The organism is Marinobacter salinisoli (assembly GCF_017301335.1).
In the GTDB taxonomy this organism is placed as follows: Bacteria; Pseudomonadota; Gammaproteobacteria; order Pseudomonadales; family Oleiphilaceae; genus Marinobacter; species Marinobacter salinisoli.
In genome coordinates, this window is record NZ_CP071247.1 from 3,577,870 (window position 1) to 3,593,163 (window position 15,294).

The 15,294-nt window shown below is 61.2% G+C and carries 18 protein-coding genes; 11 read left to right on the top strand and 7 right to left on the bottom strand.

Going from position 1 to position 15,294, the window contains the following annotated elements:
• Positions 1-56: 56 nt before the first annotated feature.
• The 6 genes from LPB19_RS16340 to LPB19_RS16365 all read left to right on the top strand — a co-directional run bounded on the left by LPB19_RS16340 (position 57) and on the right by LPB19_RS16365 (position 5,458).
• Entirely contained in the window at positions 57-1,118 is a 1,062-nt protein-coding gene (locus LPB19_RS16340) for a PA0069 family radical SAM protein (RefSeq protein ID WP_206643936.1), read from the top strand.
• Positions 1,119-1,181: 63 nt separating this feature from the next.
• Positions 1,182-2,885, top strand: coding sequence for a L,D-transpeptidase family protein (locus tag LPB19_RS16345; protein WP_206643937.1), 1,704 nt, complete (start codon positions 1,182-1,184; stop codon positions 2,883-2,885).
• Positions 2,882-3,337 carry a hypothetical protein gene (locus LPB19_RS16350; protein ID WP_206643938.1) on the top strand — a complete coding sequence of 152 codons (456 nt, stop codon included), beginning with the start codon at positions 2,882-2,884 and terminating at the stop codon, positions 3,335-3,337. Before LPB19_RS16345 ends, LPB19_RS16350 begins: the two co-directional genes overlap by 4 nt.
• 26 nt (positions 3,338-3,363) lie before the next feature.
• On the top strand, positions 3,364-4,296 hold the full coding sequence (locus LPB19_RS16355) for an alpha/beta fold hydrolase (RefSeq protein WP_206643939.1): 933 nt from the start codon (positions 3,364-3,366) through the stop codon (positions 4,294-4,296).
• Between the two features lie 4 nt (positions 4,297-4,300).
• The gene (locus LPB19_RS16360) at positions 4,301-4,597 is read left to right on the top strand and encodes a SelT/SelW/SelH family protein (protein ID WP_206643940.1); all 297 of its coding nucleotides are present in this window, start codon (positions 4,301-4,303) and stop codon (positions 4,595-4,597) included.
• A 75-nt stretch (positions 4,598-4,672) separates the two neighbouring features.
• Positions 4,673-5,458 carry a ZIP family metal transporter gene (locus tag LPB19_RS16365; RefSeq protein ID WP_206643941.1) on the top strand — a complete coding sequence of 262 codons (786 nt, stop codon included), beginning with the start codon at positions 4,673-4,675 and terminating at the stop codon, positions 5,456-5,458.
• A 1-nt stretch (position 5,459) separates the two neighbouring features.
• Here the strand turns inward: LPB19_RS16365 and LPB19_RS16370 are convergent, their stop codons facing one another.
• The 3 genes from LPB19_RS16370 to mtgA all read right to left on the bottom strand — a co-directional run bounded on the left by LPB19_RS16370 (position 5,460) and on the right by mtgA (position 7,970).
• Positions 5,460-6,155, bottom strand: a complete 696-nt coding sequence (locus LPB19_RS16370) for an NAD-dependent epimerase/dehydratase family protein (protein WP_228289146.1) — start codon at positions 6,153-6,155, stop codon at positions 5,460-5,462.
• 33 nt (positions 6,156-6,188) lie between these two features.
• Positions 6,189-7,166, bottom strand: coding sequence for a Solitary outer membrane autotransporter beta-barrel domain (locus tag LPB19_RS16375; RefSeq protein WP_206643942.1), 978 nt, complete (start codon positions 7,164-7,166; stop codon positions 6,189-6,191).
• A 102-nt stretch (positions 7,167-7,268) separates the two neighbouring features.
• Entirely contained in the window at positions 7,269-7,970 is a 702-nt protein-coding gene (gene mtgA, locus LPB19_RS16380; protein ID WP_206643943.1) for a monofunctional biosynthetic peptidoglycan transglycosylase, read from the bottom strand.
• Positions 7,971-8,129: 159 nt separating this feature from the next.
• Here mtgA and LPB19_RS16385 point away from each other — a divergent pair, with 159 nt between their 5' ends.
• Entirely contained in the window at positions 8,130-8,642 is a 513-nt protein-coding gene (locus LPB19_RS16385; protein ID WP_206643944.1) for a DUF2244 domain-containing protein, read from the top strand.
• On the opposite strand, the gene LPB19_RS16390 is transcribed toward LPB19_RS16385, so the two are convergent.
• Positions 8,639-9,529, bottom strand: coding sequence for a diacylglycerol/lipid kinase family protein (locus LPB19_RS16390; RefSeq protein ID WP_206643945.1), 891 nt, complete (start codon positions 9,527-9,529; stop codon positions 8,639-8,641). The two genes, LPB19_RS16385 and LPB19_RS16390, sit on opposite strands and share 4 nt — an antisense overlap.
• A gap of 189 nt (positions 9,530-9,718) precedes the next feature.
• Between LPB19_RS16390 and LPB19_RS16395 the strand changes: the two genes are divergently transcribed.
• Positions 9,719-10,627: a haloalkane dehalogenase gene (locus LPB19_RS16395; protein ID WP_206643946.1), complete on the top strand. Its 909-nt coding sequence runs from the start codon at positions 9,719-9,721 to the stop codon at positions 10,625-10,627.
• On the opposite strand, the gene rarD is transcribed toward LPB19_RS16395, so the two are convergent.
• From rarD to LPB19_RS16410, 3 genes are all read right to left on the bottom strand, one after another.
• Positions 10,624-11,511 (bottom strand): EamA family transporter RarD, encoded by an 888-nt coding sequence (gene rarD / locus LPB19_RS16400; RefSeq protein ID WP_206643947.1) that lies wholly within the window; start codon positions 11,509-11,511, stop codon positions 10,624-10,626. The two genes, LPB19_RS16395 and rarD, sit on opposite strands and share 4 nt — an antisense overlap.
• A complete protein-coding gene (locus LPB19_RS16405; protein ID WP_206643948.1) occupies positions 11,504-12,427 on the bottom strand; it encodes a DMT family transporter in 924 nt (307 codons plus the stop codon). The genes rarD and LPB19_RS16405 overlap by 8 nt, the downstream gene beginning before the upstream one ends.
• A gap of 161 nt (positions 12,428-12,588) precedes the next feature.
• Positions 12,589-12,828 (bottom strand): TIGR02647 family protein, encoded by a 240-nt coding sequence (locus tag LPB19_RS16410; RefSeq protein ID WP_206643949.1) that lies wholly within the window; start codon positions 12,826-12,828, stop codon positions 12,589-12,591.
• 161 nt (positions 12,829-12,989) lie between these two features.
• Here LPB19_RS16410 and LPB19_RS16415 point away from each other — a divergent pair, with 161 nt between their 5' ends.
• The 3 genes from LPB19_RS16415 to LPB19_RS16425 are packed head-to-tail and all read left to right on the top strand — an operon-like array spanning position 12,990 to position 15,273.
• Positions 12,990-14,336 carry a dicarboxylate/amino acid:cation symporter gene (locus LPB19_RS16415; RefSeq protein WP_206643950.1) on the top strand — a complete coding sequence of 449 codons (1,347 nt, stop codon included), beginning with the start codon at positions 12,990-12,992 and terminating at the stop codon, positions 14,334-14,336.
• Between the two features lie 60 nt (positions 14,337-14,396).
• Entirely contained in the window at positions 14,397-15,041 is a 645-nt protein-coding gene (locus LPB19_RS16420) for a DsbA family oxidoreductase (RefSeq protein ID WP_206643951.1), read from the top strand.
• Positions 15,042-15,096: 55 nt separating this feature from the next.
• Positions 15,097-15,273, top strand: coding sequence for a DUF1328 domain-containing protein (locus LPB19_RS16425; RefSeq protein WP_206643952.1), 177 nt, complete (start codon positions 15,097-15,099; stop codon positions 15,271-15,273).
• The last annotated feature ends 21 nt before the right edge of the window (positions 15,274-15,294 follow it).

Below are 15,294 nucleotides of genomic sequence, written 5' to 3' on the forward strand. Positions count from 1 at the left end.
TCCGGAGTCTGCGGAGCTAGCATACAATACTGTACATTTAAACAGTATCGGTAATTATGAAAACCCGCGGTACCAGCCTGAACCCTCACAATCGCTATCAGCCCAGAGTGATCGCCCGCTCGCGGGACAGCGAATGGTACCAGCCGGAGGAGGACGATCCGAATCCCGACTCGATGGCGACCGAGGTGGTCGACGAGCAGGTGCGCACCATCATCAGCCGGAATAACTCCCCGGATGTGCCGTTTGATCAATCCATCAACCCCTACCGCGGCTGCGAGCACGCCTGCATTTACTGCTTTGCCAGGCCCACGCATGCGTACTGGGACATGTCACCGGGGCTGGACTTCGAGACCCGGTTGATTGCCAAACCCGGTGCGGCGCGGCAACTGCGCCGGGAACTGGATAAGCCGGGCTACACACCGTCGCCCATCGCGCTGGGCGTGAATACCGACGCCTATCAGCCGCTGGAGCGGGACCGCCGCATTACCCGCTCGGTGCTGGAAGTGCTCTCGGAATACCGTCACCCGGTGTCGATCATTACCAAGGGCGCGCTGATCCTGCGGGACCTGGATCTGCTATCGGAACTGGCGGCGCAGGGACTGTGCTCGGTGCGCATCAGCCTGACCACACTCAGCAACGACCTGAAACGGCGCATGGAACCGCGCACGGCTGCGCCGGCCACACGCCTCAAGATGATTGCCCAGCTGGCATCAGCGGGCGTTCCCACCGGCATTATCCTTGGCCCGGTCATTCCATTCATCAACGATCACGAGATCGAAGACATACTCAGCGCCGCCTCGGACGCGGGCGCAACCCGCGCCAGCTGGATCATGCTCAGACTCCCGCTTGAGCTGGACGAACTGTTTCAGGACTGGCTGCACCGGCACTTCCCTGATCGTGCCGAGCGGGTGATGAACCGGATTCGGGATCTGCGGGGCGGAAAACACAACGACAGCCAGTTTGGCCGCCGGATGACCGGGACCGGGCCCTATGCCGAGCTGATTCGCCAGCGCTTCAACCACCGAGCCCGCAAGCTCGGCTTAACCCTGCACGAAACCGAGCCCCTGCGAACGGATCTGTTCCGCCGGCCCGGAGGGGAACAAATAGCCTTGTGGTGACATCCAAGGGGCAACACGTTTCTCAACTATGCTGTTTGTTCAGGGACGAACCGGAGACAGTTCATGCCAGTATCCAGCGCGCCTGCACGAGCCGCACTGCTTATCATCAGCCTGTTAATCCTTGCCTGCCAGTCATCGCGGCTGTCGGCCGACGAAGCCATCGTCAACCGCGTTGAAGCACTGGATACCGGTTTCCCGGTGGAGGTTCTGGGCAATCCGCTGCTGGCCCGGAAGGCGTTGTCGAGCTTCTACAGCGCCCGCCAATACGAACCCGCCTGGCAGTCGCCCGCAGCCCGGCAACAACTGATCAGGAGCATCCGTGCCATCGGCCAGGAGGGGCTGGCGCCGGAGGATTATCACTCGGTCATACTCTCCGAGCTCGCCACCGGCGACATGAGCCAATACTCCCCAGACCTGCGGGCCGACCTGGACATGCTGCTGTCCGACGCGTTTCTGCTGCTCAGCTCGCACCTGCTCGAAGGTAAGGTGAATCCGCGAACCCGGCAGCCAGACTGGTCCGCCAGTGACCGAACACAGGACATCGTTGCCGCACTGGCCACTGCACTGGCCACCGAGGACGTGTCCGGAGCACTGGCTCGCCTGCGCCCTGCCCACCCCGGTTACAGACAGCTGGTGGACGCGCGCCAGCAAATGACGCCTCTGCTTGGTCGGTCCTGGTTGCCGATTGCCTTCGGGCCGGTGATCAGGCCCGGGGATCGCGACGACCGCCTGCCCGAGATTCGCCGGCGCTTGCGTGCCCTGACCGACCTGGCCGACCGGGAGCAACGGGCCCCGCCATCCAACCTGGGTGCCTATACCCCGGAAATGAAGCCGGCACTGGCCACCTTCCAGGCCCGTCATGGGCTGGCACCGGACGGCCTCATCGGCCCGCAAACCCTGCAAGCCCTGAATATGCTGCCCATCGAGCGGGTGCGCCAGATCGACGCCAGCCTGGAGCGTTGGCGTTGGCTGCCGGAAGCGCTTGGTGAGCGCTACGTTCTGGTGAACATCGCCGGTTACAGCCTGACCGTGGTGGACGATGGAATGGAGATTCAGCACCAGAAAGTCATCGTCGGCCAGCCCTTCCGGCAAACCCCCGTCTTCAGCGACCGCATCCGCTACCTGGTGTTGAACCCCGACTGGACCATCCCGCGAAAACTGGTGATCGCGGACCAGTTGCCGCGCATCATCCGCGACCCGAACTATCTGGCCCGAATGAACATTCGGGTGTACCAGGGCTGGGGCGCAAACAGACAAGAGGTAGACCCCGCCACGGTGCCCTGGGCGGAGCTGACTCCGGACGCGTTTCCCTACCACCTGGTCCAGCAGCCAGGCCCTCAGAACGCTCTCGGGCGCATCAAGTTCATGTTCCCGAACCGCTATGCGGTGTACCTGCACGACACCCCGGGGCAACAACTGTTCGGCCGCATCGATCGCACCTTCAGCTCGGGCTGTATCCGTGTTGAGAAGCCCTTCCTGCTGGCCCAATGGCTGCTGTCGGGCGATCCTGAGTGGACCGACGCAACGCTGACCGAAGCGGTCGCCAGCGAGCGAACGCAGACCGTGACCCTGCCCAACCCGGTTCCGGTCTACATTCAATATTGGACCGCCTGGGTGGACAACAGTGGACAACTGCAGATCCGCACCGACATCTACAACCGCGACGGCCCGCTGATCAGTGCGCTGCGCCAGACACCCTCCGGCGATACCCAACGAATGACTCCGGTTGCTATCGTGATGAGTCCAGATACCGAGGAGCGCCCATGACACACCGCATCACCATCCTGGCACTGACGCTGGTGCTGGTATCCGGCTGCCAGTCGCTGCCGGACCAACAGGAAGGCATCGACCGCAACGTCGTGTTTCTCAGTGCAGAACACTGCCTGAGTGAAGAACTCGAGGATCTGGACAAAATTCATTACGGCCCCTGCCTGAAAGTCATTGCCGTTGAAGGGGAGCCACCGGAGATCCGGGACGACGGCTTTATCGAGCTGCCGGCGGCTTCGCCAGTTACCCTCGGTGCCGCCTGTGTTTATCGCCATGCCGACGGCACCCCGATTCCACAGACGGCCCAGACTGTCGATATCGCCATCACCGAGCGGACCTTTACCCAACCGGGCGTACGCTGGTACCTTCACGCCCACGAACGGGCAAGGGGCGTTACCGGCTGCGAGCCAACGCTCTCCCGGTCGGTCTTCCCAACCTACAAGACCGACTGACATCTCGCTGCCAGGGACACCTGCCATTGTCAGGAAGCACAGCCTCATCATCTGACACGCCAGCGACGGCTGACCACCTGATCCGCTTGCGGGACGGGCGCAAGCTGGCCTACACCGATGTCGGCGCAAAGGATGGCTATCCGGTATTTTTCGGGCATGGCATGCCCGGTTCCCGGCTGGAGGGCCGTTTTTTCCACCAGCGGGCAAGGCGACACGGCTTTCGGATCATCACCCCTGACAGGCCCGGCATTGGCCTCTCGGACTTCCAGGAGCGGCGGTCTTTGCTGGACTATCCCAGCGACATCCTGCAGTTGGCAAACACGCTCGGATTCGAACGGTTCAGCCATGTTGGCTGGTCCAGTGGTGGCTCCCGAACGCTGGCGTGCGCCTTCGCCCTGGGCCGGCGCATGGATCTGGGGGTGTGCCTGTCCGGATACACCAGTTTCGACGAATACCAGCGCCCGCACCAATTTGTCGAGGGCACACGCTGGCCCGGCCCCCGCCTCGCCCGCATGAGCCCCCGGCTCACCAGGATCGCGGTGCGCGTTGCCGCCTGGATGTTCAGGCGCCATCCGGGCCTGTACATGCGCGAAGCCGAGCAACTGATCAGCCAGGAAGATCGCGACCTCCTGCGCTATTTCCTGCGCGGCAAGGTGTTTCGCCGGGACCAGATGGTGTGCCTGGCCAGTGGCGGTGACGCGATCGCCACCGACCTGCTGACAGAACTGGAAAGCTGGGGTTTTACGCTGTCGGAAGTGAACATTCCCATTCTGCTCTATCAGGGCATGCAGGACCCGTTCATACCGGTAGACTATGCCCGCCACCTGGCGAACAACCTGCCCCAGGCCTCGCTGACCCTGCTGCCAGAGGCCGGTCACCTGTACCCGTTGGCGGAGCATTTCCAGGATGACCTGTTCAGCAGGATTCGGCAGTATCTGAATCACAACACGGAGACCTGATGCCATGACAAACCAAGTCGATATCCACTACTGCACCGGATGCCGCTGGCTGCTTCGCTCAGCCTGGATGGCCCAGGAACTGCTGACCACCTTCGAAGGCAGCCTCGACCAGCTCACCCTGCATCCCGGAACGGGCGGCATCTTTGAAGTGTGGGTCAATGGCAAACGCATCTGGTCACGCAAGGAGCAACAGGGATTCCCGGAAATCACCCAACTCAAGCAACTGGTGCGGGATGAAATAGAGCCGGACCGATCACTCGGCCACTCCGATAAGCCATCCACGAATTCTCAGCCGTCATAAACCCGGTATCGCGCCGGCTGAACTGCCCCGGGGTTCGTGTCGTAGTCCTCCCAAAGCCCATGAGTATCCGACACGATGGCCACTGACATCAGCATCATCTGGCAGGGAACACTCGCAAGTCTGGCAGCGGGTGCCGCCAGCGGCGTGGGCGCGCTCGCCATTTTCTTCGTTAAATCGTTATCCGAACGCTTGAAGGACAGCATGCTCGCCGGGGCTGCCGGCGTGATGCTTGCGGCGTCATTTTTTTCTCTGCTGTTGCCGGGTCTGGAGTACGGCGAGGAGCTGCTGGGCGCCACCTGGGCTTCGGCGGCGGTGGTGATCTTTGGCCTGCTGTCCGGGGCGGCGGTGTTGTTTTTCCTGCATCAGAAATTACCCCACGAACATTTTGACCTTGGCCGTGAGGGGCCGGACGCCGAACACATCCGCAGAATATGGCTGTTCATCATCGCCATCACCCTGCACAACTTCCCTGAGGGCATGGCGGTCGGTGTTGGCTTTGCCGGTGGCGATGTCCGCAACGGCTATGTGCTGGCTACCGGGATCGGCCTTCAGAACATACCCGAAGGCCTGGCCGTCGCGTTCTCCCTGCTCGCGATCGACTACTCCCGGCTGAAAGCCTTCACGATTGCTCTGCTGACCGGGCTGGCCGAGCCCATCGGTGGTCTGTTCGGGGCGACACTGGTGTGGATTGCCGAGCCCATCATGCCCTGGACACTGGGTTTCGCGGCGGGCGCCATGCTGTTCATCATCAGCAATGAAATCATTCCCGAAACCCACCGCAACAGCTACAAAACCATCGCCACCTTTTCGCTGCTGATCGGTTTTGTCGTCATGATGTCGCTGGATGCGACCCTGGGGTGAGCTAGTCGCCGGCGAGCCTGCAAATATCGCGGTGGGTCCAGTCCTGCTGACCGCTTGCTCTATCGGCGTTGACGGCTAGCTCGCACACCTCGTTTACCATCGCCCGAGCCACTGTCGCTGCCTCAATCCCACGATAGGGCTCCAGTGGTCCCAGCAGTAAGCGGTTGAGCAGTGGCATCGCCTTGATGCCCAGCGCTTCCGCCGTCCGTTGCTCCTGACGCTGCCCCAGCAGCAACCCCGGGTGGTAAATGGACAGGTAGGGATAGCCCAGCCCCCGCACCGCCTCCTCCAGTTCGCCTTTCACCCGGTTATAAAAGATGCTCGATGTGGCTGAGGTGCCCACCGCCGACATCAGAATCAAGGCCCGGGCACCGGCCAGCCGTCCCAGCTCCGCAGCCTTAAGGCTGTACCCGTAATCGACCTTGCGGAACTGTTCCTGAGAACCGGCCTTTTTGATGGTGGTGCCCAGGCAGCAGATGATGGCGTCCACGGCAAATAGCTCCGCCTGGCTGTCCATGGCATCGAAATCCACCAGCGGCTGGTCGAGTTTGGTGTGGCTCAGCCCGGTTTCCCGCCGAACCGGAGCAACCACACGCCGGACCTCAGCCCGCTCCAACAGCCCCCGAACCACCTGAGAACCAGTGAGCCCGGTTGCGCCCAGAACCAGAACCGTCAACCCTTGCTCCGTCCCTGCCATGGCCAGTATTCTCCCCTCGTGAAATGACGTCGGCTACTCTTCGTTGAACAAAAAAACCAGGGTGCCGCCCCGCAGGACACTACCATAATTAATGTTGATACCGATGGCGATGTTGTCCAGATAAGGCACCCAGTCCGGCATTTCCATCTGCCAGCCACCGCCCAGTTCATAGTAGTGATCGTTACCGAGCTGGCCGTCCAGATCTCCGCCCATGTCCACCCGATAGGCTTCCAGCCAGAGGCTCTGATCCCGCCATAAGGGAATCCGTAACGGGTCCCTGATGCGCACCCCGGCACGGGTAAACCAGGCCCGCGGCTGCGTGTTGTGGGCGGGCACGTCGGTATCGTAGGTGTCACCCGCAAGGTAGTGGACATCCGCCGTCCAGTGCCAGACCGATCCGTGCAGATAATTCTGATACCAGGTACCGATGGCCGTTTCGGTCATCAGCGCTTTGACGCGAATGTTGCTGACCAGCCCGTCCAGGTCCGGCTCTATCCTGCGCGACTGTACCGTGCGGAAGGCTGTGTCGTTGCGATAGCGCATCCAGCGCCCCTCTATCCGGGCCCTCAAGTGCCAGTCCGGGCGCAGAAAGTAATCCCAGCGGGCGTGTGCTCCTACCGAAAACACCTGGTCCCGAATCTCATCGAGCGCGGCCTCTTCGGACGCCACCAGCTGCCCCTCCCGGGTCACTTCAATGAGTGCCAGACTGCCGCCCCAAATAAGCTCGGAATTCCACTGGGGCAGCGGTGTCGAGGTGGTCAAAGGCATCATCACGTTGCGGATGCTGCGGCGCAGCTCCGAGGATTCGGCCGAGCCCAGTTCCGGGTCCTCCAGCCGGAACACCTCGTTCGGGTCAAAGTCCCAGACACCAAACCGGATGGTCTCGCCATTGGTCAAAAAAGCCGCCAGAGAGAAGGTCTCCGCCAGTCCCTGACGCACCGCATCCTCAAGTTCATCAGCAGAGGCCGTGCCCGCCCGGACAAGCGCAAGCCAGGCGAAAGCAATAACCACCAGCGACACCCAGGTATGCAGTTTCAGAACCCTGCCCTCCTCGCCCTTGATTTATCCCCGGCCGTGCACCGAAAGCACGAACGGGGAAACGGCCGCTGCCGGTCAGCGGGGCCAGCTCTGAAGATAGTCCAGCCCGGCCAGCTGATGCATCTGCCCCCGAATCCAGGCCACCCGGCCCGCCACATAGGCGGAGGGATTCACCACACTCAGTACCTTGGGATTTGGCAACACGGCAGCGAGCCTCGCCGACTGTCGGGCGGACAGGCGACTGGCCGGAATACCAAAGTAATGCCGGCTGGCGGCTTCCACACCGTATATACCGGGACCAAACTCGGCGATGTTGAGGTACACCTCGAGAATTCGCTGTTTCGACCAGACCAACTCAAGCCCCAGCGCCAGGCCCGCTTCCAGTGCCTTGCGAACGAAACTGCGGCCGTTCCAAAGGAACAGATTTTTAGCCGTCTGCTGGGTGATGGTACTGGCGCCACGCAAGCCATCGCCGGAACGGTACTCCTCCACGGCTTTCTGAATAGCGTCCACATCCAGCCCCCAGTGTTGGGGAAAGCGCTGGTCCTCACTGGCAATGACGGCCAGAGGCATCCACGGCGAAATCTGCTCAGCGTCTACCCACGCCTGGCGCAACGGAGCCTCCGACGGCTGCCACTGGTACGCCAGCATAAAGGCGGATGTCGGCGGGTTGACGAAGCGAAACAGCACCAGGACACCAAGCACCAGAAGCAAAGCGCCGACACACAATGACATCAGCCAGGTCAGTAGTTTTTTCGTCCGTGATCTACGGGCCACACCGCCTCCACCTGAAAATCTCGACTATGATCAAGCTCATGATTCTAGTATGTCGTGCTTTGCGATGTTGTGGGATTACCGCTGGGTCATTCCACGACTCATCGTTATTTCCCGGCAGGACGTATAACCGGCCATTGTGACGACCAAAGGCGCCAGACTATGGTGCAGCACCTTAATCACGCAGAAGGTGTCCGGCTGCTACTGACACCTAACCGTTCTCTGAGCTGGCGAGGCAATGTTCGCATCTGGCTGTGTGTCGTGGCGGTCACCCTGATAATCGCTACCGCCATGGCGCTGGCCGGGGCCTGGGTGGTGGTCCCATTTGCCGGCCTGGAACTGCTGGCGCTGGCGATCGGCGTTTACCTGACGTCCCAGTCGTGCCAGCGACAGGAAGTACTCACCATTAACAACAGCGACATCCGGCTGGAAAAAGGCCGGCGGCGAAAACTGTCCGAGTGGACCTTGCCAGTGCGTTACGCGCGCCTTCGCATGAACCCGCCAGAGCACCCTTTCGCGCCACCGAAACTGGTCCTCATCCATCGCGACGTTCACGTTTCGCTGGGCTCCTTCCTGAACGTGGAAGACACCGAGGCACTGGTGCGATTTCTCGAATCCCGTGGCCTGACCATTGAGCGAAAGCAACCGGAGCCAGATCCCGGGCTCTGGTTCTAGAGGCGTGCCTTGCCTGGGGCCGTGCTGACCACCCGGGCCCCGATAACGGACAGACAACGGGGCCGGCTCACCACTCTCAGCGGAGTTTCCCCGACCACGTCACCGTCGGCGGTCACCGTTTTGGACTTGCTGGTAACGATCGAGCATTCGCGCCCTTTCATCTGAATCACGGTACTGGTTCGATCCGGCGAACGCCGGTTCAGGCGAATGGTCAGGAACGTCAGCAGCAACTGCCCCAGAGACCGGGGCTTGATGGCCACCACATCCAACTGCCCGTCATCCGCACTGGCCTCGGGTATTTCGTTGCCACCCCCGAAAAACGCACCACTGGCGATGGCAACCGACAGCCAGCGGCCCCGAATCACCGCCTTGTCGCAACGGATCTCCGCCGAAAACCCCCGCTTGGCATTCAGCCTGCGCAGCAGCTCAACACCGTAGCTGAAGCGGCCAAAGAGTTTCTTGCCGGCAGGCTCCGATTTGCGAACCGGGAGCGTGCCCAGACCGATATGCGCGACATTAAGAAACAGCCGGCCGTCGAACTCGGCAACGTCCACCTTCTGCGTGCTGCCTTGTGCCACCAGCGAGCAAAGAGCCTCCGGATCCTCGGGTAGCGCCAGGTTGCGTGCGAAGTCGTTCGCCGTTCCCGACGGCAGTACCGCCAGCGTGGCTTGTTTTTCCAGGCACAGCTGCGCGCCAAAATTGGCCGAGCCGTCTCCGCCGGCCACCATCACGACATCGCCAGGCCGGATCTCTTCCGTCCATGCCTGATCGTCAAAGCCGACCTTTCGCGGCTCCCGTATCCCGGCCCGGGCCAATGCGTTCAGCCAGAATGTTTGTCCCCGCTGGCCATCGCCCGCTTTTGGATTGGCCACCAGCCAGTAGGTCATGCATTCCGCCCCCCGATGCGTTCATTCCTGTGAACATCGCCCGTACCTGTTACTCAACCATAATGCAGTCTCGGTACTTTCGCTCTTTTGCCCGCCGAACGGCTGGATTGACGGTTACCCGGGGACTGGGCAAACTGCCCGTACGCCGACAGAGCAATAACAACGAACAACAGATTACGAGGCACCCCCATGGACTTCCTTCGCACGCCGGAGCACCGATTCGTCAACCTGCCCGATTACCCGTTCGCCCCCCATTACCTGGATGTCGGCGGCCTTCGGATGCACTACGTGGACGAAGGCCCTGCGGAAGCGAAACCCATCCTCATGCTTCATGGCGAGCCCTCGTGGTCGTACCTGTATCGGCACATGATTTCCCTGTGCGTGGCCAAGGGGCACCGGGTCGTTGCCCCTGACCTGATCGGTTTCGGCAAATCCGACAAACCAACGGACATCAACGCCTACAGCTATCAGCAGCACATGGACTGGATGCAGTCGTTCCTGGATCAAACCAAGCTGAGTGACATCACTCTGGTCTGCCAGGACTGGGGCTCGCTGCTGGGGCTGCGTCTGGCGGCTGAAAATCCGGAGCGATTCCGCGCCATTGTGGTTGGCAACGGCATGCTGCCAACCGGCGACCAGAAGGCACCGGCCGCCTTCAAACTGTGGAAGGGTTTTGCCCTGAACAGCCCCTGGTTCCCGATCGCCCAGATCGTCAACCTGGGCGCTGCCCGGACCCTCACCAAAGATGAACGAAGAGCCTACGATGCGCCCTTTCCGGACAAGACCTTCAAAGCCGGTGCGCGCGCGTTTCCCAAGCTGGTGCCGATGACCCCGGATGACCCGGCCGCACCCGCCAACCGGGCGGCGTGGAAAGTTCTGGAAGCCTGGAACAAACCCTTCCTGACCGCTTTCAGCAGTGGCGACCCGATTACCCGCGGCGGGGACGCCTACATGCAAAACCGGATTCCCGGTGCCGAAGGCCAGCCCCATATCACACTCAAGGGTGGCCATTTTCTGCAGGAGGATGCTCCGATGGCGTTTTCAAACGCCATCATCGATCTGATGGCGCGCATGGACGCCCGCCCTCCGGCCAGCTAACGGAGGGCGGCTTTTCTGGCTTGCTGACGCCAGGAGGACCAGCTGTAAAGCGCCAATGCGGTCCAGATCATCAGAAAGCTGGCTAGCTGGATCTGGCTAAGGCGCTCATCAAACACCCATAACGCCAGGAAGAACTGCAGCGTCGGGTTGAGATACATGAGGAAACCCAGCGTTGCCAGCCGCAACCGGCGTGCCGCTCCGGCAAACAACAGCAGAGGGATGGCGGTAACGATGCCGCTGGCCATCAGCAGGGTCGCGTGAATCGCATTGCCACCGTAATGAGATTGCCCGCTTTGGCTGAGCCAGGTAAAGGCAAGCAACCCCACCGGCAACAGCAGCAGGGTTTCCACAAACAGGCCCGAGAGCCCGTCCAGAACGACCTGTTTGCGAAGCAGGCCATAGGTGCCGAAAGTGACAGCCAGCGCCAGCGCCATCCAGGGCAACTCACCGAGAGTGACCAGCTGCACCAGGATGCCAAGGCCCGCCAGCCCCACCGCCATCACCTGCAGAACGGCCATGCGTTCACGCAATACCAGCAAGCCAAGCGCCACATTCACCAGCGGCGTGAGGAAGTATCCGAGACTGGCCTGCAACACATGGCGGGTTTCGACCGCGTAGATGTAGATTCCCCAGTTGGACGCAATCAGTAACGCGCACGCCAGTACCCGCCAGAGTTTTGCCGGCTCCGCAAGGGCCTGCTTAACCGGTCGCCAACGCCTGAGCACGGTGATGACCAGCGAGAGAAAAACGCAGGACCAGATGATCCGGTGCACCAGAACCTCAAAGGCGGGAATACCTTCGAAAAGCGCGAAAAACAGCGGGAAACAGCCCCAGATCAGGTAAGCCGACAACCCATACCAGACACCGCGGGTTACGTCATTCATCGGCCGTTGCACGCTTGAACGGGGCGCCGGTTCCGGCTTTTTGCTGCGTCACCGCCAGCGCCACACCAACAATCGCTACCAGACCACCAGCCAGCGCCAGGCCGCCAAGCTGCTCACCGAACAGAATGTAGGCTTCCAGGGCGGTGACCGGTGGTACCAGGTAAAACAGGCTGGCCACCTGCGAGGCTGCGCCGCGCCGGATCAGCCACATGAGCAACAGGATGGCGCCGATCGATACCCCCAGCACCAGCCAGGCCATGGATAGCTGCAACTGCAGGCTCCATTCCACCTCACGGCTTTCCAGCGCAAAGGCGCCAATGGCAAAGAAGGATGCCGCCGCGGAATACTGGATGAAGGTCCCTGCCACCAGATCCGCGCCGGTCCCGAAGCGCTTTTGGTACACGGTACCCAGCGAGATGCCGGCCAGAGCGACCAGCGCCCAAAGCAAAGCCCAGGCCGACAGAGGCGCGCCCACCTGGTTGCCGGCGTACTTCTCAAACAACACCAGCGACACACCAACAAGCCCGAGCGCCAACCCCAGCCATTGCCGGAAGGTCACCCGCTCGCCCAGCAGCATCACGGCCACCGCGGCCGTCACCAGCGGCTGCAGCCCCACAATCAGCGACACAATGCCCGAGGCCATGCCATCCTGAATGGCGTAGTACACCCCGCCCAGGTAACAGCCATGCACCAGCACACCGGTCACCGCCAGATGGCCCGCCGCCCGCCAGCCAGGCCAGCGGGTGTTCACAAGCCGGACCAGAATGGCCAGTAACCCGAGGGTGATCAGCATACGGAGCAACAGCAGGGTAAAGGGCTCGGCATAGGGCAAGCCGTACTTGGCGCCAATAAAGCCAGTGCTCCAGAGCCAGACGAACAGCGCCGGAATCAGGTAGGAGGAAACAACCGGGTGCATGCAAGACAACCAGACTGAACGAGAAGTTTAAGACTGCAGGCTAAACGTTAGCAGCCAAACGAAATAGGCCAGGCAGTATCGTTCAATCCGCAGGTTTCGGCAATCGGACCAAAGGCTGGTCAGACCAGATATTTACGCCGGGTCAGACTGACCGAGGCGGCTCATGAACCGCCGAGAATCGACTGCAGCTTCTGGGTGAGCTCCACCGCCTCGGCGCCGAGCGGCGTCAGATAACCGCCATCCTTCTGGCTGATCAGGCCCTTGGCAAAAAGATGTTCTGCGGCGTCAACGATCTCCGGCGCGGCGGTGTGGGCGTGCACCTTGATCCCCTCCTGCGAAGACGAGGACGGAAACTGGGCCAGCAGGTTTAGTTCAGCAAGATGATCAGCAGAAAACGGCATGTGTGAAACCTCGATTTATTGTCGTTGCTTGTTCACAGCATAGTCGATCGGCTCAGCGGGTTTAGCGCCGTTTCTTGATTCAGCTCAGGGCTGAGAGACCAGTCTCATTATCTAATGCCCTATACTTCCCCTAGCCCATCGCACACGGACGACTGACAGCCATGGAAAACAACGGCTACTACCCGCGCCAATTGCGCCATCTGAGCGTTTATCTTGCTGATCTGGTCAAGGGCCGGCTGTGGCTCAAGGTCCTGATCGGCATGCTGCTCGGGCTGATTACCGGAACCCTGCTGGGGCCTTCTGTTGGCCTTGTTGAACCGGCCACCGGCAGCCTGATCGGGAACTGGCTGGCGTTTCCCGGCCAGCTGTTTCTGGCCACCATTCAGATGATCGTCATTCCACTGGTGATTGCCTCGGTGGTGCGAGGCCTGGCCGCCAGTGAAAACGTGTCGCAACTGCGAACCATGGGCGTCCGCGTGACAATCTTCTTCATCATCACCACCGCCGTCGCGGCAATGATCGGCTTGTGGATTGGTGGCGTGATGAACCCCGGTGCCATGATGACCGGCCTGGCTGCCACAGCGCCACCGTCAATCACGGCCACAGCACCGGCCGCCGATCTGCCCGACGTGCTGGAATTACCCGAAACCCTGATTGGCCTGCTACCGGGCAACCCGCTGGACGCCATGGTGGAGGGGCAGATGCTGCAGGTGGTGATTTTCTCCATCATTGTCGGGGTGGCACTGGTGAGCATGGAGTCGAAAAAATCCCGCCCGATGCTCGAACTGCTCGACTCCCTGCAACAGATCTGCATGACCGTCGTGGGCTGGGCTATGCGCCTGGCCCCCGTCGCCGTATTCGGGCTTATGGCGCAACTGACCACCACCATCGGCTTCCAGGCCATGCTCGGCATGGCATCCTATGTAGTCACGGTCATCGTCGGCCTGCTGCTGATGCTGGTGGTGTACATGGTGATCCTCAAAGTCATCGCCGGTGACTCACCCCGGCGCTTCCTGAAAGACACCAGGGATGTGCTGTTACTGGCGTTCTCCACATCCAGTTCAGCGGCGGTGATGCCCCTGTCGATCCGCACCGCCGAGGACAAACTTGGGGTGCGGCCGTCGGTGTCTCAGTTTGTCATTCCCCTGGGCGCCACCATCAACATGAACGGCACGGCGCTGTACCAGGCGGTGGCAACGGTGTTTCTGGCCCAGGTGTACGGTGTCGATCTGGGCACCGGCAGCCTGGCTCTGGTGGTGGCTATGGCGGTGGGCGCCTCGGTCGGCTCGCCGGCAACGCCGGGGGTCGGCATTGTGATCCTGGCCATGGTATTGCAAACCGTGGGCGTGCCGCCCAGCGGCATTGCGCTGATTATGGGCGTGGACCGGATTCTGGACATGTGCCGCACCGCTATCAATGTCACCGGCGACCTGATCACCTGCCGACTGATGGAAAACTGGTCCGGCACCCGGCTGGTGAGTGAACCGGAAGCCAGCAATCCAGCGTAAGGACGACAACAAGCGCCTGTTGCGGTAGGCTGGGCGGCTGAATTTCAAGCAGGAGTTGCCATGACTCAGGTACATATCGACATCGTCTCGGACATCGCCTGTCCGTGGTGCGCCATCGGCTACAAACGTCTCGAAAAAGCCATGCAAGAACTCGGAGATGAGCTCGAGTTCGACATTCAGTGGCGAGCCTTCGAGCTGAATCCGGACTCAACCAACGACGGCGAAGCCATCCTGCCTGCCCTGGCCCGCAAGTACGGCCGCAGCGAGGACGAAATGAGAGCCAACCAGGCGCAGATGATGGACATCGCGTCCGGCCTCGGGCTGAATTTCGAAAAGCTTCAGCAGCGCCACACCCGCAACACCTTCGACGCCCACCGTCTGCTCAAATGGGCGGCGGAACAGGGCAAACAGACCGAACTGAAACTGGCTTTCTTTGAAGCCTATTTCGGACGGGCGGAGAACATCTCCAATACCGAGGTTCTGCTGGCGGCGGTGGAACAGGTCGGGCTGGACACCGACGCGGCAAAAGCCGTTCTGGCCTCCAACCGTTATGCCGATGACGTGCGCGGGGAAGAACTGCGCTACCAGCAAGCCGGCGTGTCCTCCGTTCCGGCCTACATCATCAACGAGAAATACCTGATTTCGGGTGCCCAGGAGCCGGAAACCCTGGTTGAAGCGCTGCGGGAAATTGCGGCCGAAAACTAGCATTTTTCCGGCTTCGGCCTACAGTTAAGACCGGACTCCAGCTGGAGGAAAGAAAATGCTGTACTGGTCAATAATCTGTCTGGTCGTAGCAATCATCGCCGGCGTTCTGGGGTTTGGAGGTATCGCCGGCGCGGCGACAGAATTTGCAAAAATTCTGTTTTTTATCTTCCTTGTTCTGCTGATTATCTCGGTGATTGCCAACGTCGTTCGTGGCCGGGGCCCCAAGGTCTAGGGCCCGGCGTCGAAACGACGT